This is a genomic window from Xanthomonas vesicatoria ATCC 35937, from assembly GCF_001908725.1.
Classification (GTDB): domain Bacteria; phylum Pseudomonadota; class Gammaproteobacteria; order Xanthomonadales; family Xanthomonadaceae; genus Xanthomonas; species Xanthomonas vesicatoria.
The window spans coordinates 4950106-4973563 of the sequence record NZ_CP018725.1; the positions used below are offsets into that span (position 1 = coordinate 4950106).

General features: G+C 57.6%; 21 protein-coding genes and 1 pseudogene. 12 read left to right on the top strand and 10 right to left on the bottom strand.

The window, feature by feature from the left end; all coding sequences use genetic code 11:
* Window positions 1-48: 48 nt before the first annotated feature.
* From BJD12_RS21665 to xopG, 4 genes are all read right to left on the bottom strand, one after another.
* A complete protein-coding gene (locus BJD12_RS21665; RefSeq protein ID WP_058563997.1) occupies window positions 49-1449 on the bottom strand; it encodes a site-specific integrase in 1401 nt (466 codons plus the stop codon).
* Between the two features lie 549 nt (window positions 1450-1998).
* On the bottom strand, window positions 1999-2595 hold the full coding sequence (locus BJD12_RS21670) for a hypothetical protein (protein ID WP_005997165.1): 597 nt from the start codon (window positions 2593-2595) through the stop codon (window positions 1999-2001).
* Complete coding sequence (locus BJD12_RS21675) at window positions 2595-3224, bottom strand: hypothetical protein (RefSeq protein ID WP_029217237.1); 630 nt, start codon at window positions 3222-3224, stop codon at window positions 2595-2597. The genes BJD12_RS21670 and BJD12_RS21675 overlap by 1 nt, the downstream gene beginning before the upstream one ends.
* A 735-nt stretch (window positions 3225-3959) precedes the next feature.
* Window positions 3960-4601 carry a XopG/HopH/AvrPtoH family type III secretion system effector gene (gene xopG / locus BJD12_RS21680; RefSeq protein WP_005997167.1) on the bottom strand — a complete coding sequence of 214 codons (642 nt, stop codon included), beginning with the start codon at window positions 4599-4601 and terminating at the stop codon, window positions 3960-3962.
* 420 nt (window positions 4602-5021) lie between these two features.
* On the opposite strand from xopG, the gene BJD12_RS21685 reads away from it, so the two are divergent.
* From BJD12_RS21685 to BJD12_RS21725, 8 genes and pseudogenes are all read left to right on the top strand, one after another.
* Entirely contained in the window at window positions 5022-5246 is a 225-nt protein-coding gene (locus tag BJD12_RS21685) for a hypothetical protein (RefSeq protein ID WP_005997168.1), read from the top strand.
* 399 nt (window positions 5247-5645) lie between these two features.
* The gene (locus BJD12_RS21690) at window positions 5646-6125 is read left to right on the top strand and encodes a JAB domain-containing protein (protein WP_005991142.1); all 480 of its coding nucleotides are present in this window, start codon (window positions 5646-5648) and stop codon (window positions 6123-6125) included.
* Between the two features lie 70 nt (window positions 6126-6195).
* Window positions 6196-6396: a hypothetical protein gene (locus tag BJD12_RS21695; protein WP_005991140.1), complete on the top strand. Its 201-nt coding sequence runs from the start codon at window positions 6196-6198 to the stop codon at window positions 6394-6396.
* Between the two features lie 344 nt (window positions 6397-6740).
* Window positions 6741-7130 (top strand): hypothetical protein, encoded by a 390-nt coding sequence (locus BJD12_RS25055; protein ID WP_005991136.1) that lies wholly within the window; start codon window positions 6741-6743, stop codon window positions 7128-7130.
* Between the two features lie 50 nt (window positions 7131-7180).
* A pseudogene (locus BJD12_RS24675) lies at window positions 7181-7859 on the top strand (thermonuclease family protein).
* A gap of 117 nt (window positions 7860-7976) precedes the next feature.
* On the top strand, window positions 7977-8636 hold the full coding sequence (locus tag BJD12_RS21715; protein WP_005997387.1) for a DUF1629 domain-containing protein: 660 nt from the start codon (window positions 7977-7979) through the stop codon (window positions 8634-8636).
* Window positions 8637-8672: 36 nt separating this feature from the next.
* The gene (locus BJD12_RS24800; protein WP_074059469.1) at window positions 8673-12692 is read left to right on the top strand and encodes a hypothetical protein; all 4020 of its coding nucleotides are present in this window, start codon (window positions 8673-8675) and stop codon (window positions 12690-12692) included.
* 40 nt (window positions 12693-12732) lie between these two features.
* A complete protein-coding gene (locus BJD12_RS21725) occupies window positions 12733-13383 on the top strand; it encodes a hypothetical protein (protein ID WP_012438624.1) in 651 nt (216 codons plus the stop codon).
* Window positions 13384-13889: 506 nt separating this feature from the next.
* Here BJD12_RS21725 and BJD12_RS21735 read toward each other — a convergent pair.
* Entirely contained in the window at window positions 13890-14879 is a 990-nt protein-coding gene (locus tag BJD12_RS21735) for a caspase family protein (RefSeq protein ID WP_005989438.1), read from the bottom strand.
* On the bottom strand, window positions 14876-15244 hold the full coding sequence (locus tag BJD12_RS21740) for a TIR domain-containing protein (protein WP_005989439.1): 369 nt from the start codon (window positions 15242-15244) through the stop codon (window positions 14876-14878). The genes BJD12_RS21735 and BJD12_RS21740 overlap by 4 nt, the downstream gene beginning before the upstream one ends.
* 477 nt (window positions 15245-15721) lie before the next feature.
* On the opposite strand from BJD12_RS21740, the gene BJD12_RS25060 reads away from it, so the two are divergent.
* The gene (locus BJD12_RS25060; RefSeq protein ID WP_070698657.1) at window positions 15722-16477 is read left to right on the top strand and encodes a reverse transcriptase domain-containing protein; all 756 of its coding nucleotides are present in this window, start codon (window positions 15722-15724) and stop codon (window positions 16475-16477) included.
* Between the two features lie 20 nt (window positions 16478-16497).
* On the opposite strand, the gene traD is transcribed toward BJD12_RS25060, so the two are convergent.
* Window positions 16498-16827: a conjugal transfer protein TraD gene (traD, locus tag BJD12_RS21750; RefSeq protein WP_058564014.1), complete on the bottom strand. Its 330-nt coding sequence runs from the start codon at window positions 16825-16827 to the stop codon at window positions 16498-16500.
* 266 nt (window positions 16828-17093) lie between these two features.
* Between traD and BJD12_RS21755 the strand changes: the two genes are divergently transcribed.
* Window positions 17094-18689, top strand: coding sequence for a MobA/MobL family protein (locus BJD12_RS21755; RefSeq protein ID WP_058564015.1), 1596 nt, complete (start codon window positions 17094-17096; stop codon window positions 18687-18689).
* A gap of 52 nt (window positions 18690-18741) precedes the next feature.
* On the opposite strand, the gene BJD12_RS21760 is transcribed toward BJD12_RS21755, so the two are convergent.
* The 3 genes from BJD12_RS21760 to BJD12_RS21770 all read right to left on the bottom strand — a co-directional run bounded on the left by BJD12_RS21760 (window position 18742) and on the right by BJD12_RS21770 (window position 21903).
* Window positions 18742-19083: a hypothetical protein gene (locus tag BJD12_RS21760; RefSeq protein ID WP_042828469.1), complete on the bottom strand. Its 342-nt coding sequence runs from the start codon at window positions 19081-19083 to the stop codon at window positions 18742-18744.
* Window positions 19084-19614: 531 nt separating this feature from the next.
* Window positions 19615-20469 (bottom strand): DNA adenine methylase, encoded by an 855-nt coding sequence (locus BJD12_RS21765; RefSeq protein ID WP_005996376.1) that lies wholly within the window; start codon window positions 20467-20469, stop codon window positions 19615-19617.
* 54 nt (window positions 20470-20523) lie between these two features.
* A complete protein-coding gene (locus tag BJD12_RS21770; RefSeq protein WP_074059623.1) occupies window positions 20524-21903 on the bottom strand; it encodes a ParB N-terminal domain-containing protein in 1380 nt (459 codons plus the stop codon).
* A gap of 632 nt (window positions 21904-22535) precedes the next feature.
* On the opposite strand from BJD12_RS21770, the gene BJD12_RS24405 reads away from it, so the two are divergent.
* Together BJD12_RS24405 and BJD12_RS21775 are read left to right on the top strand one after the other, a co-directional pair.
* Window positions 22536-22682 carry a hypothetical protein gene (locus tag BJD12_RS24405; RefSeq protein ID WP_155616367.1) on the top strand — a complete coding sequence of 49 codons (147 nt, stop codon included), beginning with the start codon at window positions 22536-22538 and terminating at the stop codon, window positions 22680-22682.
* A 135-nt stretch (window positions 22683-22817) separates the two neighbouring features.
* Window positions 22818-23423 carry a DUF488 domain-containing protein gene (locus BJD12_RS21775; RefSeq protein ID WP_005996372.1) on the top strand — a complete coding sequence of 202 codons (606 nt, stop codon included), beginning with the start codon at window positions 22818-22820 and terminating at the stop codon, window positions 23421-23423.
* The last annotated feature ends 35 nt before the right edge of the window (window positions 23424-23458 follow it).

A 23458-nucleotide genomic window follows, 5' to 3' on the forward strand; every position in this document is an offset into this window, starting at 1 on the left:
GATAAAGTGCATGATTCGTCACGCACTTTCCGAAAGGAATAACATCGGTCAAGGATAGAACTTGTTCGAATCTGCCAAGCACGAAGCGAACTGCCCCCGCTGGTAGCGCGGCAGCTCCACGTTGGGCTGATACAGCTCTAACGCGCTGATTTGCTTGCTTCGCGTCACCTGCGGTTTCTTATGCAGGTAGTGCTGGCGCAAGACCTGGACCCGGTCCCGTGGATCGGTGCTGTGGCCGGTGACCAGGGCAATCTCCTTCTCTGGAACATCGTTGACATCAAGCTCGGTGGCAAGGGTATGGCGGAAGGCATGAAACCCAATTCCTTTCGCGAAGCCCAAGCTCTTCAGGTAGCGCCCGAAGTCCACGACAAACTGCTGGCTGTAACGTGCGTTGGTTTCCCCGGTGGTGCGGTTCACCCCAGCAGAGAGCAGCGGGAACAGCCGAGGGTGGCCCGTCTCCTTCATGTCTTCCACGAACTCCAGGAAGCCTGCCTCCAAGAGCGGCTTGGCGATAGGGATGATGCGCATGCAGCCGGCTCCCTTCATGCTTTGCCGGCTGCGGCGCCTTTTCTTCGGGTCTGCATCCAGATCCTTGTCCACCGTTTTCTGGAAGGCAATGCACCAGATGCCACGTTCCTCGATGATGTCAGTCAACTTCAGTTGGCAGACTTCGTTGACCCTGGCTCCGGTATATAGGCCGATCATCGGTGCCCACCAATACTGCGGTTTTTTTGCCCAAGGAATGAATGTCGCGGGGTCAAAAATGGCTTGCAGGTCTGCGTCCTCGAACAGGCGGATCGCCTTGTCGGGATCGATGGTGTCGTCCTTCTTGGGCTTTCGGAATGACTTCATCGGTGACAAGTGGATGGCTTGCCCGTTGACCAGGTGGTTGAAGAAGGCAACAAGGAATCGGCGGTGGCGTTCCTCGGTGGCAGGCGCCAGCGGCGGCACGTCTTGCTCTTTCCCCAGCGCGATCGCTTCATCAAAGGAGAGGTCCTTCAGCAGCGGATCCGACAATAGGTTCCTTGGGGCCCAGCGCAGGAGCTTCCAGAGCGCTTGGATGTGGTAGTAGTCGACTCGAGCCGCAGAGATGTTGCCGCAGGTAAGAAGCAGCAGCTTCAACGTGCGCTCGGTGGACTGGACGGTCTTCGGGTCAAGCTGGCGGCGACGCATGTCCTCTAGGTGGTCTTCGATTTCCTTGGCCAAAGGGCGCGACGGGGTGCCCATAGGCAGCTGGGCGGGGTAGCGCGTGCTGTTCTTCAGGCCGCTCTTTCGTCCGGTTTCGTCGAGCGCGGCGAGGATGCACTCTTGGAGATTGATGGCGGCTTCTCGACCTCGGATGATGGCACGGTCGATGCGAAACCGTCCGACGTGGATGCCTTCCAACTGCAGGAGGCCGAACGGCGAGGCGATGTAATCGTTGAGTGCGGCGGAGGGTAGAGCGGTCATGGGTCACTTCCATCTTTAGATGGAAGTAGGGATATGACACCACCAAAATTCGTCAACGGGGGCGATACAAAAATTTGCGGCGGCGGCGAAGTCCTTAGGCGTTGAGGCATAGCCGCTGGGATGCTTCCCAGACTCGCCAATCTGTTATCTGGCGAGAAGCCTTATGGGCCAAAGGTTTGCAGCGAATCGAGGTCGATTTATCGCAGTCAATTGCGTACTGTTTGCAGTAAATAAGCTAACTAAATGACCTTATTTCTCGATTTTAAAAATGAATTTAAGTTAAATGTTAGCCTGTTATTGTTAGTCTGATTTATATTAAAAGCAGCGATCTGCTTGGTTCAGAACTTTCTGACATCCGATGGGGCGCGACACCGATGGTCCGACGAATGGCAGGAGCGCAATCTGACCTTGCCGGGCGTGGACCCCAATGACCGCTTCCCCTGCAGGCGCTTGAGCAGCGTCGTGCTGGCATCTGCTAGGGGGCTGGTAGTGTTGACTTGTGACGATGTGTCTTAAACAGTGGAAGACGGTGGCCGACCTGACAAGTGCTTACTGTGCCTTGCCATTGGATTGAGGAAGGACAACGGAAATCGATCTTTTGCCATTTGAGGCCTGAAATGCGCCAGGCCAAAAGGCAATAGCACCCGCAGCACAGGTGCCTCGCTCGCATTGGATTTCTATTTTTCCAGATTTATCAAGATGAACTGCTGCGGCTGCAGTTGCTACCGCTAAGCTTCCGGCCAGACACCAATACAGGTTCACTGATCGCTTTCTAGCGGTCAGCACCGACAAAAAGAAAAGGGCGGCAAAGAATCCTGCACCCGCAAGCGCCTTTAGCCAAGTTTCCAAGAAAACCTGTGTTCGTCCGGGACCAGTGAAGACGTAGGTGGCTAGGACTGAGAACGCCAGCCAAGCCGCGCCGGAGATAGCGAAGGCTGCCCCTGGTGTTTTGTGTCCACGCCACACCAAATCTGCTTGCAACACGAAGAATGCTAACAGCAAAAGTGGCGCTACTGCGTAGCCAAGTAGCCCAAATTGGTTTTGAGTCACCAGAAAAAGGGCCGAGCAAGCCACTGTCCCAAGGAGAAGAGTTACTTCGCGGGAGCGCAGGCTAAGCCTGCGCTCCCTGAAATGGACTGTGCTCATTACTTAACTTGCACTACATCGCCGACAAGGACGGTTCCGCTGCCTACAGTCACTGTGCCTCCAGAAATGGTCGCTGCGCCACTTGACGTGAGCCAGTCTATCCCACGCTGGTAATCAGGTCGAGACGCCGCGTCCGGGCTTTCGTAAGAACTGTAATCGACGTTGATAGGCTCGCTGCTAGATGTCCCAATGAGGTTGCCTGCTGAATCGTAGGCTTCAACGTAAACAATGGCTCGCTTAGCAGAGTCGTAAGCGAAAATCGCCCTGCTTTTATCATTGAACGTTGTGTCAATGCGGATGCTGTAATCCTCCGAGCTCCTCCATTTGTAAGCGTTGGACAGAACCTGTTGAATGAAGAAGATGAAATTTTCGCCGGTGTTGGGCACTTGCCAGTCGTTTGCTTCAAGCCACTGTATGACCTGCTGACGCGTTGCGCCTTCCCGACGCACATCAAATGCACTAGCAAATGCTGCTGACTGGTCTGCTGCAGGCGTGGCCATCTTCCTGACTGAGCTGGGTGTGACAGTTCCATTAGCTAAGTCAATCTTCACGTTGAGAGTGCCGATATTTCCGTAACTCCGATATACAGACGAATAAACGGCGAACTGGTCGATATCTGCTTGTGCCACAGGTCGCTCTTGAATCCCCGGCGGCGCCACAGAGACGGGACCGTTTACAGTATTGACCGTGTAGAGGTATGGAATGCCGGTCGAACGATCACCGATGTAGGCTTGACCGAGACCCGAAGTCAGCTGATTTGCAAGCGCTCCTCGTTGCGCCTGTGTGCAGGCATCACAGAAGTAGATGTCATTCGCAGTGGCTTGTCCGACATATCCTGCGAGCACTAGGCTGCCAGCCATCACAATCGTCTTAATCATCAAGAACCCCTTTTTAATCCCCTGCCATGGCAGGTTCACCCCCGCCACCTCCTATCGTCAAACCTAAATTCAGTCGTAATTTTGGAATGTAGAGCTCGGTCACACTTGACGGCCAACGCCCACAAAAATCTGGTCTGAGGCTGGGCCTGACGGCCGTCGAGCAGAGGAAATCCTGTCGTGGCACGGGCTAACGGACGCGGACGACAAGGGTTGATGCCAAGTTGCGGTTAGGCCGCGCTTAGCGAGCTTGTGCTCTAGTCGTAGCACATGGTCATCCAATGCTTAGCTTAGCCACGCGCAGCGCTTCGCTCGGGAAGACGGCGCTGGGACTGGAGTAGCGTTGACGAGTAATGCCGCTTGATAAAAATGTTCCAGGCAGTATCCCCAACTGAGCAGCCGGGGCATGCCGGGCACTTGTGAAGCGGCAGGATGTGTGGCTCTGAGATGGTGTGACGATCTAATCAAGTGCTTAACCGATATGCGGCCTCACATGCCGTGAGGCTTATATTTTTTGCGGACAGGTAGCCCATGTTCCTGCCTGATGGAGTTTTCGCTCGGTTGCCTGGTCTTTCGATATTCGTATTTTCCGACGCCGACGGCCCTGAGTTCCTCCTTTCCGGCTTCGGATGTTTCGTCGTAGCGATCTCCACCCTTGTAGGCTCTCGACGTGCCCGCCAATAGATGCTGAGCATGGATAAGCTCGTGTGCAAGAACTACAAACGACTCCTCGGGATCCGATCCAAGACGAAGAGGGGAGCCGTTTGAATTCAGTTCGATATGACTCTGCGGGCTCCATTCTATAATGGCATTGCATCCCTTTCCTTTTCTTGCTCGTTCCTTGGCGAGCTCTAGGTTATCGGCGAAAGTCTCTGGATCATATTTTTCAACTTCGCTCGCGCTAAGTACGGCTCTGGTATTGGGCTGCGCTTCAGCGCCGATCTCCGCTATGGTCACTTTTCGATTCTTGCGAGCGCTGATAGCGCTCAAGCCTTGAAGAAGAGCGCTGCCTGAGCTGCCGGCCGCAATCTTCTCAAGCGCTGATTCAACTTGGTTCTTGTATGGCTCTTCTCGAGCGCTTGTCTGAGTGGAAATATAGATTCCTGGAAAGTTCGTTTGACTGATTGGCATGTGAGTATGTGTCGTCGAAGTGTCTGTAGGAGTTGCACTTGAATGGTAACGGTGAGGAGGCTGACATGTCGCCGGCATGTGAAATCCTGTCATCAATGGCGAATGCATGTTCCATTTCGGGCTCTGTGGATTGAGTTGTCGCAGAGCAGTTCAACCTCCGCGACGCGGTTGAATTAATCAGATTTATATTCAAAGCAGCGATATGTGTGCCTCGGAACTTTCTGGCATCCAATGGGGCGCGATACCGATGGCGCGACGAATGCTAAGAGCGCAATCTGACCTTGCCGGACGTGGGACCCAATGGTCGCTCACCCTACGGGGCGCTTGAGCAGCGCCATCTCGGCACGTGAAGGGGGCTAGCTGCCCTGCGTTGGCCGCGGCGTCTCAAGCGGTGCGACCGCACTGCCGATACTCAGCCCCATGGACAGAGCCGAGCTTCGCCGTCACCTCGAACGCCTGGATGCTGCGGTGCCCGCCCTGCGGGCCTCAAGTCCTGATCGCTGTCATTTTTGGCAAGCCTTTGCCAACATGGCTGCTGCCATCGAGAGCAAGGCGATGACGAGCGAGGACGCGCAGTTCGTCGGCCGTCGGGCCCAGGAAATCTTGTCGTGGCACGGGCTGGAAAACATAGACGAACACGTCTGAGCCCATTGATGCCGACCAGTCTATCCCGACGCCTGCGTGCTTCTCCTGCGCAGCGATGCGTGCGTAAGGCAAGCACAGGTCCGCAGAAGCCCATCACTGGCTGCAAAGCCCAGTCATCGCCTGCTTCTATTAGTTGACCCCGCCCATCCGAATGCTGTTTGGCTCGTAGGCCTTTTAGGGCATGCATGGTGCTGTCTCCACCAACGCTGGGCCTCTTGAAGGGAATCCTAGCTTCGCTGCCCCTATCCGCAAGGACAGGCCTCCTTCTCGACGCTGGCGCTTTGTTGCGGCCCTTCGCTGTGCGCCGCTTGCGCGGTGCTCGCTCTCGGGTGCGGTAGGGCCGGACGCTTCGCCTGTCGGTTCCCACGAGGCGCACAACGCGCTGGTGGAGAAGAACCGATGAAGCGCACCCAAGACCTGAAGGCTCAATACCAACTCCAGATGGACGAGGAGGGGATTCTCCTCGCGGCAGCGAATATCCTGGAGCAGCGCCTTCAACGCCAAGGCCGCATCCACAGCCCCGACCAAGCCGGCGATTACTTGGTTGCCCGCTGCGCACATCTGAGTCACGAAGTCTTCGGGGTCGTCTTCCTGGACAATCAGCACCTCATCATTTCTACCGAGCACTTGTTCTCAGGCACCATCGACGGCTGCGAAGTCCATCCTCGGGTCGTCGCCAAGCTTGCCCTGGAGCTCAACGCGGTCGCTGTCATCCTCTTCCACAACCATCCGAGCGGGAACCCGGAGCCCAGCCAAGCTGACCGCCAAGTCACCAAGCGCCTGCAGGAAGCATTGGGCCTCCTGGACATTCGGGTCATTGACCACTTGGTTATCGGCGGCCGGCAGCACGTCAGCCTGGCGGCAAGGGGGTGGGCATAGCCCACCCCTTCACCTGTGCGGTCTGCCGAAGCTAGACTGCTGCGGCAGATGCACTTCCAAGGAGCAGGAAATGAAAGCGTTTCGCGTGCGTGGGATTGTCTGGCAGACCGGCGGCAAGCTTCCAGCATTGCCGGGGGAAGCCACGGTCGAATGCGAGAGCGAAGAGGGTATCGCTGATGCGCTCAGTGATACATACGGCTGGGTGGTGAGCGACTTCGTCGCTGTAGAAGAGTTCGACATCAGCGGCGCTGATAGATCTGGAGAGTTCTGACACGGTCGAGTGATCAAAGCACAGACGAAAAAGTCTATAGTCCAGTCAGTTCAACAATGTGGCGGATGACCCAGAATCTTGAAGCTCCAATGCTAAGATATGCTCGTTGTGCGCTTCTTTGCTTCTTAGTAGGCAGCCACCCAAGATATGCTCATCGCCCATGTGCCCATACTGCCAAGCGAGTTCTGTGGATAAGAATAGGCAGGTCAGTGGCTGCAGTTGTTCATCGCCCAAATTTTCGATGCGGCGAAAAAGCCCATCATGGTTGAACACCTCTAACCAATACATTTGCGATCTACAGCAGCGAAGGCTCCACTTGATACAGTAAAAAAAAGGAAAGTCAAGTGCCTGATTACAAGAGATTTCTGACATTTGAGACTATTGGCGGGAAGCGGGGCATCCTTTTGCAGTGCAATAAATCCGAGGCTGTTTCTCAGTTTTTTCGTCTGCGTCCTAAGGGAAACAAAACCTCCGTTAGTGGTAACGTGACGGTGTGGCACCCAAGGGCGGTTGATGAGAAAGGGAAGCCGAAAAATATTCACTTCATCATTGAAGATGATGGTGTCTACGAGGTTACGAACCAACGCACCCTCGCGGGATTTTATCTTTTCCAAAAGACACCTAATGGCCGCATGATTTATTTTGCGATCAGCACTCAGGAGAAGGACTTACTTCTCGCGGCTCCTGAAGAAGCGGATTTAGAGCGGGTGCTTAGAAATTTAAGGCAGCAGTAACCAATAGCCTACTATTTTTGGTGAAGCGTTTCCGTTAAGCATAGTGCAGGGTGTTTAAAGGTCTAGTCGTTCTGCTGTTGGTTTTTGCTTCGGTTCCTGGCGTGGCAGCAGAGCTGGTCGGCCGCGCAACCGTTACAGACGGAGACACCCTCACCGTGGCGAAGCAGCGCATCCGCCTGTGGGGCATTGATGCCCCGGAAGCACCCAGCAATACAACACCAAGGACGGACGCTCCTGGCCTTGTGGTCGGCGGTCCGCCGCCGCGCTGGACAGCTACGTGTTGGACAAGACCGTTCGCTGCCATCCTAAAGACACGGACCGCTATGGCAGGTGGTCGCGGAGTGCTTTGTCCAAGAGCAATCCGTTAACCGTTGGATGGTGCGTTCCGGTTGGGCAGTGGCCTATCGCGAATACGCCACGGCATTCATCGCAGACGAAGCCAATGCGCGCCAGCAGCGGCGTAACCTCTGGCAAGGGTCTTTCCAGATGCCCGAGGACTACCGCCGCAGCAAGCGCCAGCAGGCGGCACGCCAGATTCCAGTGGCTGCGCCACCTATGCCGGGTGGATGCCGCATCAAGGGCAACATCTCTCGCCAAGGCAAGAAAATCTACCATGTTCCTGGGCAGCGGGACTACGAGCGCACCAGCACCGATTTGAGCCGCGGCGAGCGCATGTTCTGCAGCCCTGAGGAGGCCATGCGGGCAGGGTGGCAGCCGGCAAAGCGCTGAGGCCTTTGGGCACAGCATAGGCGGTGACGGGAGGTCAGGGTCCTTGCCCCCTTTGTCTGCCCAAACAGCTACCGGTAGCGCTGGACTCCGCTCATAGTGTTCAATGGATGTAAGCCTATGGACGGGGTTCAACGCGTGGAAACGATGATGACCAATGAACCAAAAGAGGGTGAATTCTTCCAGTTGCGGCCAGATGCTCGTCGAGGCGGAAAAGGCCATGGCGTGGTCTTCGAAAACCGGGAAGCATTGCTGACTCCTCCGCGACTGATTCTGAAGCCGAAACAGGGTGGTTTTCCAACATTGCGAGAAACGCCGCGTCTGGTCTACATCCCGAGCGAGGGATCCCTGCCCGAAGATTTGGAAGGCGGGTTCAGCGGCTACTGGCTGGTCTCTGATCGTCTGCGGCAGGTCATGGAGCACGTAGACCCGTCCGCATTCGTTTTTGCGGACACGGACTACAGATTGCCGGACGGGTCCAGGGGGCCGCGCGTTTTCCTCTGTGATGTGGTGCGCACTGTAGATGCCCTGGACGAAGACGCTTCAGAGCTGACCATTGAGATCAGCGACGATTACGAAGATGGCAAGTATTACGACATGGCTGGCGGCACACGGCTGGCTTTTAAGCGTGACGTTCTCGCTGGGGCACACGTCTTTAGGCTTCCCTTTCATGGCGGCGTCTTCTGCGACCGTGTGTTCAAGGACGCAGTAGAAGCAGCAGGTATTGGCACCCAGGGCCAGTCGGATGGGCTGTGGTTCTACGACGTGGTGAATCGCTAACTGCTTGACCGAGGCAACAGGGAGGGAGCCGGATTCATGTCGAACTACCGAACGCATTTTCAAGATCACCACAACATCGAACAGCAGACGCTGAAAAACAGCGAGCTGCTAGACCTCCTCCAGCGAGCGGGAAAGTTCGATATTCATGCGCCTGAGAACCGCCTGATGCTGCCGGCGGACCCACAGTTCGCGCGCGCCATGGACATCACCCCGCACAGTGGTGGCCCGCTGGGCGCGTATCAAAACGGCATGCTGGAAAGGTTGGACAAGATCCAACAGGGCAGCTTTGGCCAAGCCGCAATGGAAGGCGATCCAGCGGCGATGGACCGGGTAGTCAAGCAAATCGAACAGTTGCGCGACACCGTGAAGGTGGGCCTCATCAATGGTGATTTGAACACCAACACGCCTGTCGGCATGACCCCTGCGCAGACCAACGGAAGGGTTCAAGAGTTTTTCCGCGATATGCCCGCTTATCAGCGTTCCCACGCCCAGCAAATCGAGACGCTGAAGGGATTCAAGGATATTGACCACGCCTGGGGAGCAGTTGCGAACTCGGAAGGACGCATTGTCACCGCGCTCAACCAGATCCAAGTCAGCGACCGCGGCATTGCGCGGGGTGGCGACAACGTGCTCCACCGCAACGGACTGTCATTGGCCATTTCCAATGCCCATCACGATGGGCGCGTGGTCCTGTCCGAGCAGGGCATCCTCAAGGTTGAGCAAACCCTGGGAGAGGAAGCCGCACAAAACCTCCGTGTGCCGCGCGGGCAGCGCGGTGACGTTGCCATGCAGCTGTTGATGGGCGAGGCCTCAGCTCGGGGCCTGACCCGTGCAGGCGGGCTTCTGACCACCGGCACGGATGCGGTCATGACCGCGCGCACGGCGTCCGCGCTAATGGAACAGGGCAACACCACAGCGGCGCAGTCAGAGGTTCAGCACGCCATCGCGCGCAACGCGGGCGGCTGGGCTGGTGGTGCGTCCACGGCAGTGGCGCTGGGCAGCAGCGGTGGCTTTGTGCCCGCAGCGCTGGTGGTCGGCGACGCGGTCCTGATGAGCAAGGCGTTCGACAAAGGCGCCGACTTGCTGGAAAACCGCGCCATCTACCACCAAACCGACAAGGCTGGCGTGGAGTGGCAGTTCAATGGTCGCAACTGGCAGCGCGAAGCTTCCATCGACCTCGCCCAGGATGGCCGGCGCACGAGCGGCGAGCAGCCCGTGGTTGCGAGCTACGAAAAATCCCAGGAACTCGGTGCCATGGCCAACGCCAAGGCAGTGGAGCTGGCGCTGGGCAAGGCTCCAACACCGCAGGACCCGCTCAACCTCCCTGCAAGAGCCAGCGACCAGTTTGGACTAGACAACCAGAACTGGCATCGCAATCCCGAGAGCCAGGCATGGGAACGCCAAGTTAAAACCGCCGTGGCCGGTGCCAACGACCGGGGCAGCTACGAGCACCAGACCGCCTCCCCGGAACGGGCACAGCAACTCAACCAAGAAGCCCTGGGCCGCATCGAAAGCAACATCGCCACCGGGCGCGAAGCCATCGCCGCAGCTTACGTGGAAAACCATGCCGCGCAACGTGCCCAGGCTTACGGTGTCGAAGTGCCTGCGGCCGTGCAAGCCGCCCAGGCCAAGCCCGGCGCTGTGCTGGGGTCGGACGCTCAGCTTTACCGGCGGGACGAGTCAGGGCAGTGGGCCGGCAAGGATGGCGTCGCCAGCGGCAATCTGGCGATGGAGCTGGAACTGACCGACCGACTGCGGCAGCCCTCAATCGAGCGCTCCCAGGAAACCTTGGCGGCGATCCAGGCACTTCCCGCGCCGACGGCTGCGCAGATGGAGCACAACGAACTGCTGCATCGTTACCGGGCGGCAAGCATTTATTTAAACGTCAACCCGCAGACCCAACAGGCCGTGGAGCTGGCCGCACAGCGGACCAGGGACGCCAACGGCATCACCGGGCCGACCATGCAGCAGCTACAACGCAACGAGTTGGGGCAATACGGGTATGACAGCCCCATCGCGCACCTTCAACGCGGCAGCGATGGGGTCACTCGTGTGGTGGCCATCACGAGTAGCGAAGACATCCGGCAGGCGTTGAGTGAGGCGCGGGACCACCGACAGGACACGGCAACCGCAACCGCTGCTCGGGCGTCCGAAGCGACGGGAGATGGCGACACCTCGACCTCCGATTCTTCCAGTCCGCAGCGAGTGCTCGATCTCCAGGCACGCATGCAGGCTTCTATTGCGGCGCAGGCGCGACAAGAACGCGAACAGCAAGATCGTGTTGCGCACGAGCAGCACGTCGCGCAAGTGCGCGAGCACCTCCAGCAGGCACAGCCTGAGCACGAAGACAGGTCACAAAGCGAACAAGCAGTCCAGGCGCAGGCGGTGTTGGAAGGGCAACGCCAAGCAGCGCAGCAACGCGAACAGGAAGAACGCGAGCAACAGGAGCGGCAATCACAGGCTAGCCAGCAGCGCGAACTGCAGGAGCGTGAGGAAAGGGATGTCGAGCAACGTCAGGCGCAGGAACGCCAGGCCGACAACCAACAGCGGGAGCAAAAAGACCGCCAGGCTCAAGAAGCAACGCGAACTGAGGTCCAAGAACGCCAGGCTCAGCAAGCACAGCAGCAAGCCCCCAGCCAGCACGCCTCGCAGCAACCGGACGCTCAGCTGCACGCTCCAGATGCGGCGCTGTCTCAACAAACGCCACGGCCCGAGTTGCCGCAGAAAGACGCGGGTCAGCAGTTTGAAGTCCAGAACCAACAGACAGGCGAACAGCTGGCTCACAACCCACCTGGCCCACTGAAGCAAACCCCTGGTCCAGGTGATGCGCAGCTGCGTCAAGCACAAGAAGCGGAGCGCGCGTTCGAACCGCAATCGTTGCAAAGCCGCGACACCGCGCGCATCCAGGTGCCTCCCTCCGAGGACCGGGAATCGGGCAACCCACCTTTGCAAAGCGCGCAGGCCGATGCGGTGACCCCGGCGCTGTATCGCCAGGTGCAAACGCAGCAGGCGGAGATGGAGCAAACGCCGATCCGCCACCAAGACGCGGCACGTGAGCAAGAGACAGAGCCGGTTCGCGTCATGGCCCCAACAACGCCTGCGACAGCAGACCCATTGATGGCACCACAGGCCAGGGCGCTTTCAACTCCTGAGCAAGAGACCAAGGCAGAGCAGCTCCGTCCTCCAGACACCTTGATCGCTGCTCATGGTGCGCCGTTGCTGCCACCTCAACACCTCGCGCAAGCACACGAGCAGTCCCCAGAAGCCAGTGCCGTGAGTCGCTCCTCCGTCGGGGCAGCAGACGCAGAAAACCATCGCACTCAATCGACCCCAGCGCAGGACCGCAGCGCAGCAGACCCGGGCGGTGCTCTATTCCTGGAAGAGACCATGCGCTCGCTGCGCCAGCTGCAACAGGAGATTGAGCGGGCTGATCGAGAAGACGAACGCTTCCACCAGGAATGGAAGGCGTATCGCGATCGTGGAGAACCTTATCCCTTCGCTCAAAAGAGGGCGCTAGACCAAGAGGGTGGCAGCATCGATGCATTCAGTGCGCACCAACTGGATCGCCGCTCTCCTAGCGAAACGGCTGAGCAAACCAATGTCTTCCCGCCTCAGGCTCAGGGCTTCGTCGGTCCAGGGGGAAGGGATGCGCCAGACGATTCTTCGCAGGTGGCGCGGAAATCCATCACGGGCGACCCGGACGTTGACGAAGTGCTCTACGCGCTCGACAGCAAGAACGAGTTGGCGATCGAGCAGGCCCTGAACCGGGTGGCCAACAGCGCAGCGACGCAGGCGCTCATCAAAAGAGGCAACGAGTTCCTTGAGGCGCAGGCCCAGCAGGAGGCCCAGGAGCTCGCCGCCACACGCCAGGCGCTGGGGATGGATGTCTCAGCGGAGATCAACACCAGCCGCGGGCCGGTGATGGTGATGACCTTGCCGGAGTTTGCCAAGGGACCGATGCAGAGCGGTCCCCAAGGGGACGGCGGTGGAGGTGGAGACGGCGGTGGCGGCGGGGGAGGAGGAGGAGGAGGTGGTGGTGGAGGGGGCGGCGGTTAGTCAAAATCTCTTCCGTGACCAGCCGAGCTCAGGAAACCTCATGGACAGGCAAGACGCCGCCGCAATGGCGGAAATGATGGCCACGTTGAATGCATCGAACACCTCGTTGCAAGAGACGGTCAAAGTGCTGACGACGTTGGTGGCATCCATGCAGCAGCGCGAACAACGGTTGCGCGAGGTGGTTGCCGAGCAAATTCAGGTAGTCCAACACGCGGCCAGCAGCGCCGATGCCAAGGTCAATCGAGTGCTGGAGAATGCGTTGCCGCGCTTGACGCAGCTGACCAATCAGGCGTTGACGCAGACGCTGGAACCGGCCGCCAAGCGGTTCAACAAAGAGATGGCCCATGCGGACGAGACGCTGCAGCAAGCCACTCGGCGTTACGCGCATGCCCAGCAGTCCCTGGAAACACGGATCACACGCCGCATGGGCATTGCATCCGCCACGATGCTCGTAGCGGGTGTCCTTGGCCTGGGGGCTGTGGCCTACTCGGTGGGCATCATCAACGAAAAGCGAACCGAACTCGCACAGCTTCGAGCGTCCATCGATTACCTGGACCGCGTGTCGCGTGCGGACGTGGCCCCCTGTGGCGAAGGCCGGCTTTGTGCCACCCTCGAGAAGAATGGGCCGCGTTACGGCAACCAGAGGCAATACAGGGCGATCAACCTGCGCACACCATCGGCTGCGCAGTGATGCCGGCCGACCTCATTCGGTCAGTGGAGCGTCGACGTTGCTGGCGGCTGCTTTGGTCTTTGGCCTGCCGGCTTTATTCGATAGGAACGCTTGGCGGTCGCGCTGTCCGTCGATGGCCACCATTTGCCTGCTGCAACCCTCCGGCGCACCAGAGCCTCAAAAAGTTCCGGAGTTAGGCAGTTTCTGCGCCTGTACCGGCGCAGGGCCACTACCCTGAGTCCCACCAGCTCCGTTTAGGATCGCTTTCTTTATCGTGGGCAGATACTTCATAACTTGCTCCCTGTCAGCCGACTTCTCTTCATGCGTAAGGTCTTCGTATGCAGTCGCGATCTGGCGTTCCCATCTCTCGACCAATGGTGCCGGAAGGACGATGCTTCCGTCCTCTTGCCGAATTCCTTGCCCGTGCAAATAGGACTGCCAATGAGCCCACCTTGCATGCTCAATTGATGCGAGCTCCTCGACGATTGTGTTAAGAAGGCGCTCTGCTTCCTCAGGGCTGATTGGCGTCATATGCGACCTTGGGCAGCAAGAGCCCTGTAGTGCTCGCCCAACGCCGTCAATCGGACCGGTTTCGACTCCATCGCGGCATGCCACATGTGTGGCGCGCCGTCGGGGACCAGCAATCCGACGCGGTTGTATTTCTGAAGAACCGCGAAAATGGCGTTCTTGTCAGGGTCCGGCGGCGGAATGCCGACTGGATCCCTTTCCCAATCGGCTGCTCGCTCAGGCTCATATGACGGGTCTAGTTGAAGAGAGACGCCCTTCGCAGGGAAGAGCTCGGAAATCCGCCGAAGATCTGTCAGCTCCAAGGGTGGCTGAACTTTTCGCAATGATACGAATGTCTTTACATTGGTTTTGAACACTGGGCGCTGGGCCCAAGGACCAAGGGACTGATCAACATGCGCATAGACCCCACCGGGGGTAACGTCTCCAACTAAATTAGATGCAGCTCCACCCAGCGCATCCACAAATAGAGAAGTGAATACGCCGGCACCACTCTCCTCAGCTGCGTATTGTTCCGCTGTCGACGCGGTGAGGATGGTCACGCCGTCATTGATCTCAGCGACCCGCTGGTTAAGCGCACTGCCTCCGGCGACCCCGCTGTGGCAGCTGTCCAAGATGATGACCCGGTTGGCCATCTTCGATTGGTTAGCCATGATCATGATCTCAGTAAGTGGCAGACCCTCATGGCCGCTTCTGACATCGGAGGAGCACAGGTAGCCCCCTGTTTCCTCGATGTGGCCATGGCCCGCGAAATACAGCAAAGCCACTTCTCCGTCGCCTGCAAACAGCTCTTCGATGGCGCCCCGCATCTCTTCCCGGGTTACCAGGTCCTGGGGCCCGGTGGCGGTTAGGTGGCGAACCCCAAAGTTTGGTGACCCATCTGAGTGGCGGTCCAACATTGCTTTGACGGCGAAGGAGTCATTGACGCACCCAAAAAGCGGAGACACGTGCTCGTAAGCATCAATGCCAACGACCAAGGCGCGGCGCGTCACAGCGAATCGATCCAGTCAGCAATGTTCGGCCATGTCCAAGTCATGATGCTTACGCCTTCCAGCTTGGTCTGATCGTCCTTGTATCCCCAAATACCTTTTACCGGCTTTTTTTCCTCTGCGGCACACGCGATTTCCCACTTTTGGCCGGTAGACTTCAACGAGTTTTTGGTAACGATCACCAATACACCATCAGACCTGCGGATCCGGGTGCGAACCTTCTTTTTCCATTCCTCGTCATAGGCTTCCTTGACTGACATGTCGACGTATTCAAACGGTGACTTCGTATTGAGCGACTGCCCCTTGATCATGTCGCGCAGTGCAACGTCTTCAATTGCAAATGCGACAAAGACAACTTTGTTGATCATGGGTCTCGTCCTTATTGGCTGGGTTGAAATGGTGATTGCAGTCACGTTTTATTTATAGCATGGCGCTGATTTCCCGCACACGACGCGCCGCAACAAGATCTGTGTCTGACAAGGTAGAGCTCGTTAAACGGTTGCCCGTGATTTTCGGTAGAGTTCGATTCATTTCTTCAAAATTGATGAATTCGCTCCTCGTGCGTTACACTAGGGGCGCTCTGGCGATAGGCTCTGCGCCTGTCCCTCTATTCGTCACCCAGTGACTTACTCGACGCCGCATGTCTCTACTCGGTGGTCGCCGTTGGTTATGTGTCCATGCGCCCTGCGCTAGGCAAGCCGGAGCTAAGAATGGAGGAGTGATCTTATGAAGAAATTTATTCGTAAGACCCGCCTAGTTCATGCGTTGCTGTCGTTTGGGGGCGGATTTTTCCGTTTCCTGGCAGCGCTCATGAACATGGCATCTAACTACTCGTGGGCTTCGCGATGAAGAGATGGGAACACCGCTTTGAGGTAAAGCCAGGGCGATGGGTGTATGTGCCGACTCCCCTGGGCAAGGCTGCTGGTGATGCGATCCGTTTGTCTGTGTCAAAGGTGTGGGCCCGCCCCAAGTTCTATTTTCACCTTCGCAAGGGTGGGCATGTGGCGGCTCTCCGGCGCCATTTGAAAAATCAATATTTTTTTCGCTGCGATCTTGACGACTTCTTTGGTCGCATCAATCAATCGAGAGTCACGCGCTGCTTGAAGGAAAGTTTTTCCTACGTTGATGCCAGGAAGATGGCGAGCGATAGCGTGGTCATCCGTCCCGACACTGGTAAGACCATGCTGCCGTATGGATATGTTCAATCCCCGATTTTGGCATCCTTGGCGCTTGACCGCAGTCGAGTAGGGCGGTTTCTACGGCAGTGCGAATCTTCCGAAGACATGACTGTCAGCGTTTACATGGATGACATCGTCTTGTCGTCCAATGACGAAGCGCGCCTCTATGTCGTAGCCACTGAGCTTGCCCAACTCGCGACAGATGCAGGCCTGCCACTTAGTGCCGGTAAGACAATTGGGCCTGGCTTGACAGTGACGGCCTTTAACGTCGAGCTCTCACATGGTCTGCTGACGTTGACACAGGACAGGCTTGATCGCTTCCGTGAGTCGTATGCCACGGCAAGCTCATTGCACGTTGAAGATGGAATAGTGCGCTACGTGCATTCGATTAACTCCGCGCAGGTTGCCGCTGTAACAGCGTGAAGTGACCACTTGCGATAGGATTAGTGCGGAGCTGCCGTCGTTGGTGATTTGGCTGGATTCTTTATCTTGATAGCTCCCAACATGCGAGCCTCGACTTGGATTTCCTGAGAGTTTCGCCGTTTAGCATGGAGCAGTAAGGCCCCTACGAGTTCCGCATCATCCAACTCCTGGGCTCCGGCCAAGAAGACTAGGTCCGCCACGCGCTGCCGTCGTTTCATTTCTTCACGCTTCGTCATCTCTTGTGCCTGCGCTTCGCGGCGCTGATTGGCTAAAAGCTCTTTCGCTTGTAGATGAGCCAGGCGCTCTGTGGCGCGTTGGATTTGGTCTCGGTAGTGATTCGTTGCGGTCATGCGTTTCTCCTGCCTTGTGGAAATGAGTCAACCAGGAAAACGGCTTGCGTCAAGCCTTGGGCTGGTCTCGAATTTCGTCCACCCCGAGAATCGAAAAGGCTGAAAAACAAGGCTTAGGAGAAAGAAGCAAGAGCGCACCTAGGTGTCACTGCGTGACACGTGCGCAAAGGGCTCCGCCCCTTGAACCCCAAGCGCCAAGGGCGCTTGCGAAAATCCAAAGCCAAGGCATAAACCAAGCAATCCCACTGCTTCGGAGTCGCCGCCTCATGGCCATCTACCACGCCAACGTCAAAACTTTCAGCCGTGCCAAAGGACATTCGTCCATCGCAGCCGCCGCCTACCGCGCCGGTCTGCTGTTGGAGGACGCGCTCACCGGCCTGCGCCACGACTATCGCCGCCGGGACGGCGTCGTCGAAACGCGCTGCATCGCCCCCGAGGACGCGCCCGATTGGGCCCTGGTCCCCGCTGAGCTCTGGCCAGCGGCGGAAGCGGCTGAGCGTCGCAAAGATTCGACGGTCGCACGGGAGTTCGAGTTCGCGTTGCCGCACGAACTCGATGACCTTCAGCGCTCCGAGCTGGCCGTGGAAGTCACCCGCGCATTGGTCGGGCGCTACGGCTTCGCGGCCCAGGCCAGCATCCACAGCCCAGGCAGCAAGGACGGCCTGAACTGGCACGTCCACGTCCTGGCAACGACGCGGCGCATGGGACCGGACGGTCTTACGGACAAAACCAAGGAACTGGACGGCGGGCCGTCGGGACGTGTCGAGGTGCAGTGGGTGCGCGAACTCATCGCCTCCACCATCAACGCCCATCTCGAAAAGGCAGCGCTTGAGATTCGGGTAGACCACCGCAGTTTGGAAGCACAGGCGAGTGACGCCTTGGCGCGTGGCGACCTGGCCGCGGCGGCCATCCTGTCCCGGGAGCCCACCAAGCACGTCGGCAAGAACGGCACCGCGCTGGCCCGGCGGGGCCAAGCGTCGGAGCGGTTCGAGGCCAACCAGCTCATCGAAGAGACCAACGAGGAGACCTTCCGAAAACTCATCGCCGTGTTCGAGCAGGAGGGGCGCGCCATGCCCGTGCCGGACGGTCACAGCCAGGCCCAGGCCGAGCGCGAGGCTCGCCGACCTTCTGATGGGCTGTCCTTGCCGCTCGGGCGCGGGGCAGGGCACATCGAGGTGTCCCGCAGCATGGCGACCATTGCCCGTGGGCTGGGACTGATGGAGGCGGAGGAGGCCAAGCCGCCGCGCGAGCCACGTTCGGTCGCCGAGCTCGCGGAGGAGGCCAGCGACGAATGGGGAGTGGCTGTCCAAGCGGATCCCCGCTTGGCTCAGACCCTCCAAGCAACCCAGCGCCTGTTGCAGTGGATCAGGGAACACGTGGCTGCCTTCGCCGAAGAGGCCCGGCTACGCCCGGACCTCAACGAGTTACTCCGTCGACTGCGGCGCTTCAAGGCAGCGGCCATGAAGTTTGCCCGGCGGCTAATGGGGGTGCGTCGAGCGGAGAAGCTGCACCACATGGCGGAGAACTCATGGCACGACTTCCTGGCGAACAATCCCGAGCCGGGGACCTCATGGACGCAGGGGGACTGGAAGCAGCGGCGCGGGCGTCGATTGAGCACCCTCGAAGCCCGAGCCGCGGAGCTGGCCAATGCAAGGGCCCGGGTGACCCCGGAGGAGCAAGCCCTCTGCGAGAAAGAGGCGTCGGACAGCGCGGCGCACCTGGAGGGGTGGAGCCGGGACATGCTTCAGCGCTACCTCTTGGAATTCGACATGGCGCCCAAGCCAGATGGGCCCCGTCCCAACCCTGCCATCTCCGTTCCTCTTGCCCCGGCCTACGTTCCCAAGCCGCCGCGCTTCCACTGAGACCAAAGAGCCCCGCACTGCGGGGCTCAATGTTTGTGCTGTCTTGGCCGCTTCAGTGCAGGGTCGGGCGCTTCTTGCTGCGCACTGGGTCCAACTGCGCGTCTTTCTTATTCCGGCCCGCGCGCCATTCCTCCACCGACGGGAACTCGCGCACGATGACGGCCTCCCGGGTTCGCGCGGCTTGGGAGGGCTGGGGAGGAGTGTGCTCCAACGATTGAGCGGCGGCGCCTCCACCAGGGGGCTTCTTCTGGCTGTAGACAATCAGTTCGCCGGCGGACGCCCAGGCATTGCAAACATTCCGTTGACGAACCAGCGGCTCGTCAGAGAGCGTTTGGCTCATCAGCCCGGCGAGCAAGTGGCCGGCGATCTCAAGTTGTTGGGGGTTGGTGGTCATGAAAACTCCTGCGTGTGGGGAAGTCCTCATCCAACCAAGAATCACCACTTCCGCAAGAGCTTGCTTCGGGAGCTATTTCACAAATTTGAATGCGCGCCGAGATTTGATTGTTGCTATGCCATCTTATGATGGGTGTTGCGAATGCAATCTGGCTTCTCGTTTTTGCGCAAACACTGACGGGCAACTTGAGACGAGTTAAGGACAGCAATTAACGTGGGTCGGTGAACTCTAGCTTGTCAGCGATGCTGACCGACCAACCGCCAGTGTCTTCTCGTTACGCGATTAGCAGATTGTAGGCCTTTACTATGTGGAGCAGCAAAATTGGCCACGGCGCTGGGCGTGAAGGGCGGGAGCGTTTGCTTTTTTGCCGCCAAGCGCTGCTTTGCCTTGCCTCTGGAAGCTTTCCCGTCAGCTTGATCATTACCTCGATTAGAAACCGGGGCCTATCGGTGTCACTTGGTGACGTTAATTTAAAGAACCCCCCTTCGCGGGTTGTCCTTAAAAAATCTCAGGTTAGTTTTTGGTTGAAAACTAGGCTGCAAAGGGCATTGAAAGTGAAGAAGGGCACGCCAATCTGGGAGAAAGGATCAATAGCTCAGATGCGCGCCTCTTAATTTGTGCGTAGTAAGTCAGTCCCTTCCTATATGTTGGAATGCCTGAGTAAAGATCCTCGATTTGAGGGACGTCATCGTAGGTCAGCATCCACGGATTTTTCAGATTTCGGACAAGCTGTGCCAGCCTTACATGATCCTCAGGGTTATAAAAGCTTAGATAAAGATCGCGCCCTTGAGCGTAATAGGGTGGGTCAATATTAATTAGGCCGCGCTTAGGAAGTTCCTTCTCCCACTTTCGGAGGCATTCTTCTGCGTCAAGGTGCGTAATTTTAATCACGTCCTTGTAGACGTGGATTCTCTGAATTTTGTGGATCAAGTCTGATTTGTTGAATCGGCAGTCAAGTTTGTAGTTACCCTGCTGGTCTTTACCGCCGATCACCCCACCCTTGAGTATCCCTGATCGGTTTGTGCGATTAAGAAAAAGTGTTGCGAAAGCTAAATCTAGTTCCGAAGATCCTCTGGAGGAAATGGTGGTCCGCTGTTTGTGCCATTCGTCAATAGTTACGGCGGTCTTTTCAATTTTACTGCACAAGTTATCAGGCGAGTGAACCACGGTTTTCCAGAATGCATAAATGGCAGGGTCAATGTCATTGAGCCAAACCTCGGTCATATCGCCATTGAGCAGTAGGCGCCAAGCGATGCCGGCTCCTCCCGCAAAAGGTTCCGCATAGACTCCGCCGTACAGGCCGTTGGCACGGGCGAGGTCTATTACGAATGGCGCAAGCTGCGTCTTGCCGCCTGGGTAGCGCAGTGGGGAGTTCGTAACGGGCATTCACACACCTTAGCGTAATTGAAGCAATCTGGCCAGCGATCTAACTGTATGATTTCAATGGCTATTTTTCTCAAGTTGTTCCAGCATAGCTTCGAGTGCAGGCCGCCATGTATCAAAGTGTTTCTTTAAATCGTTAGAAGTTGGAATGATTCCTCCATGAACGGCGTGACCCAGGCTATGCAGGCTATGACCAGTGTTCAATGCTCCTGCTGCCTTCTCGACGTTAGTCGTGGCTTTACCTGTGACGCCGGATTTGCGCAGTTCTTCAGCACAAGCTTGCGTAAGGGCAGCGTCACTCATGCCTGGACGATGTCTTTTATGACTTCTAGCGTATAAGGTGAGAATCTGCTCTACCAATGCCCGGAGCAGGTAGTTTCCGCTAAAAGTAAAGTCGTGAATTTCTAGATTTATTCCTTCCCGCCGGAGCCTTAGTAGGACTGGATCGTTTATGCTAACTCGGAAGTCGCTCGGAATAAGTCGTTTTCTCGACTCTGGATGATTGGCGCTTCGTTTTTTTGCTGCGCCTTGACTAATCTCCTGAGTTGCTCGAAGTTTAGTTGCAGCAGGAGCCGTCTGCGACTGCTCAAGTGGAGTAATGGGAGCAAAGCCTTGAGCTTTTAGGTCGTTTGCATACGCCAGACGTTCGGAACTTGTCGTTCGGGAGTTCACAGGGAATGAGCCGTCCGGGAGCGCGGCCACACTATCCGTAACTAATTTCAATAGGGCATTATCAACCTCATCAACGTCGTGCGTATAGATTAGTTCTTTGCTGCTTCCCAGTCCTAAAATTGCTCGGACACCTGGAGTGCCCAAATATCTGGTGATTGTAGTCAGATTGATAGATTTTCTTGCGTGCGGGGTGAGCACGCCCCGTGCTACCAATCTGTCGAGAACACCTACTGCCAAGGTATTGGCGTGTGCAGCAGTCTTCGGACTTCCACCAGCCGCTCTATTTTGTTGCGTTGAGTCCCATCCTTTCGTTCCGGCCCCGCCCTGTTGTCCCAAATGCCGGAGCTGGATCCATTGCTGGGCCTCGGCTTCGCTCTTAAATACAAACGCTTTGACTTCTTTTGGAAGCTGGGCTCTTGAGGATAGAGCACGAAGCTGTGGTCGGACCGACTCGGGAGCCCGGCTCGGGTCATTGGCAATGATGAGTGCACAGGTCCTACGATTTCCTTCCACTGAAACATAGTGTCCCGGTAACCCATCCATAGGGACGACCCCAAGGACCTCTAGTGGGCTTAGTGAGCCGCGTTGCACAATGTCTTTAGCAAGCTCTGCAATGAGCTCGTTGTCGCATAGCGCCGCAATGGCCTCTTCCTCACTTTGAACCGGCTCATGCCGGGGATTAGCTAGGTTGAGATGAAGTTTGCTGACCTGAATCAGTTGGTCTCCGAGTAGCCAAGCCTGCGTTTCTTTAACTTCTGAGCTCATGAGATTGGTTTCCCCCTGTTGGCATGCGTTCAGGTAGTGTGCCATCCGTCCGTTCATAAAGCAGTAGGGTTTTACCTACAGCGGCGTGCCAGAACTGCTGATGAGCGCGCTCAGGATTCGGTGGCAAGCACGCAAAGCCGCTAGGGCGACAGCAAGGCATTGCTGGCCGCGCAAGAAGTAGATGCTTTCCCTGAAGTGCCGGTATGATCGAGGAAACATTGAAAGGAAACCTGCCAAGCAGGCTTTCTGCAACGGTGAGAAGGGCTTAGGTTGAAGGTGATCCGATCCCACTCTCTCCGCCACATGTCGCTGCAAAGTACTGAGCACATGTTTTCCCATGGGTGAGTTGGTTCGGGTGCTCTGCTGTTCAACACTCCGACGAATGGTCTTTCGCTCCGCAAGTCAAGAACGAAGCTTCTGTAGAACCATCGCCCCACACCCTGAATTACGAGACAACCTTAATTGGTGTCGGCACCAGGCATCGGGTTTCTTCTAGCAGATACTTCTTTCGGGCGCCAGCTAGCCGCGCGCCCAGCCGGCGATAAGGGCGCGCCGAATTCAAGACGAAGGCCGTAGGCTGCAACGCCCTTTCATGGCCGTCGCCCCGAGCTGACGACGCCCGATTTGAGCGAGTGATCAAGCATGCGCTACCGCTCGACTTCAGACTCTGGCACCTGAGCGATCCCATTGGTGTTGCGCTGCAGGTCGGCGCGTTGCCTGAACTGAAAAAGCTGCGCTACCGCTTCGAAGGCGATCTGGAGACGCATTGCGTGTGTTAATGCGTGGCATCACGCGCAGGTAGATGCGGCTGAAGATATCGTTGCGCGATGCTGTGACTAGGCTGTGTGGCATCACCGCATGTGCGCACTGGGAATGGTAATGCTGGCACGCCACTACCAGGATCCGTCACTGCGATGCACGACAAGACAGCGACTGCTATCGCCGATATGGCGGCACCACGAGACGCAGACGATGCGATTGAGACGGTCTGGACAATCGGCCATTCCACCAAGAGCTGGGAAACGTTTGTTGCGCTGTTGAAGGCGCACGACATTCAGGCCCTGGTGGACGTTCGGCGCTTTCCGGGCTCACGTCGCTATCCATGGTTTGCCAGCGATACGATGGCGCAGGCGTTACAAGTGGAATCGGTGCGTTATGTGTGGCTGCCGCAATTAGGTGGACGGCGCAACGCACAGCCTGGTTCACCTAATGGCGGGTGGCGCAATGCGGCATTTCAGGGCTACGCCGACCACATGACCAGCGCAGAATTCGAGGATGGATTAGCGCAGGTGCTGGCACTTGCGCGCGTGCATCGCACAACGCTGATGTGTGCAGAAGCGGTGTGGTGGCAATGCCATCGGCGCCTGATCGCTGATCTGCTGCTGCATCGCGGCTGTCGGGTGTTGCATGTCCTGAGCGAAAAACCCGCCCAGCCCCACCAGCTGAATCCGGATGCGCGCGCGGTTGGGCGAGATCTGATCTATCCGCCGTTACAGGCGGGGCTGTTCTGCGCCGACTAGGCATGACCTAGAGCGATTCGCGTCGTGCGGACAGT

What these genes read in the sequence shown, in the direction of transcription:
- BJD12_RS21685 (WP_005997168.1), top strand. Translation starts at nt 5,022, where the DNA reads ATGGACAGAGCCGAGCTTCGCCGTCACCTCGAACGCCTGGATGCTGCG.
- BJD12_RS21695 (WP_005991140.1), top strand. Translation starts at nt 6,196, where the DNA reads ATGAAAGCGTTTCGCGTGCGTGGGATTGTCTGGCAGACCGGCGGCAAG.
- BJD12_RS21740 (WP_005989439.1), bottom strand. Translation starts at nt 15,244, where the DNA reads ATGATCAACAAAGTTGTCTTTGTCGCATTTGCAATTGAAGACGTTGCA.
- BJD12_RS21755 (WP_058564015.1), top strand. Translation starts at nt 17,094, where the DNA reads ATGGCCATCTACCACGCCAACGTCAAAACTTTCAGCCGTGCCAAAGGA.
- BJD12_RS25060 (WP_070698657.1), top strand. Translation starts at nt 15,722, where the DNA reads ATGAAGAGATGGGAACACCGCTTTGAGGTAAAGCCAGGGCGATGGGTG.
- BJD12_RS21765 (WP_005996376.1), bottom strand. Translation starts at nt 20,469, where the DNA reads ATGCCCGTTACGAACTCCCCACTGCGCTACCCAGGCGGCAAGACGCAG.
- BJD12_RS21760 (WP_042828469.1), bottom strand. Translation starts at nt 19,083, where the DNA reads ATGACCACCAACCCCCAACAACTTGAGATCGCCGGCCACTTGCTCGCC.
- BJD12_RS21670 (WP_005997165.1), bottom strand. Translation starts at nt 2,595, where the DNA reads ATGAGCACAGTCCATTTCAGGGAGCGCAGGCTTAGCCTGCGCTCCCGC.
- traD (WP_058564014.1), bottom strand. Translation starts at nt 16,827, where the DNA reads ATGACCGCAACGAATCACTACCGAGACCAAATCCAACGCGCCACAGAG.
- BJD12_RS24800 (WP_074059469.1), top strand. Translation starts at nt 8,673, where the DNA reads ATGTCGAACTACCGAACGCATTTTCAAGATCACCACAACATCGAACAG.
- BJD12_RS21690 (WP_005991142.1), top strand. Translation starts at nt 5,646, where the DNA reads ATGAAGCGCACCCAAGACCTGAAGGCTCAATACCAACTCCAGATGGAC.
- xopG (WP_005997167.1), bottom strand. Translation starts at nt 4,601, where the DNA reads ATGCCAATCAGTCAAACGAACTTTCCAGGAATCTATATTTCCACTCAG.
- BJD12_RS21715 (WP_005997387.1), top strand. Translation starts at nt 7,977, where the DNA reads ATGGACGGGGTTCAACGCGTGGAAACGATGATGACCAATGAACCAAAA.
- BJD12_RS21770 (WP_074059623.1), bottom strand. Translation starts at nt 21,903, where the DNA reads ATGAGCTCAGAAGTTAAAGAAACGCAGGCTTGGCTACTCGGAGACCAA.
- BJD12_RS21665 (WP_058563997.1), bottom strand. Translation starts at nt 1,449, where the DNA reads ATGACCGCTCTACCCTCCGCCGCACTCAACGATTACATCGCCTCGCCG.
- BJD12_RS21725 (WP_012438624.1), top strand. Translation starts at nt 12,733, where the DNA reads ATGGACAGGCAAGACGCCGCCGCAATGGCGGAAATGATGGCCACGTTG.
- BJD12_RS21775 (WP_005996372.1), top strand. Translation starts at nt 22,818, where the DNA reads ATGCACGACAAGACAGCGACTGCTATCGCCGATATGGCGGCACCACGA.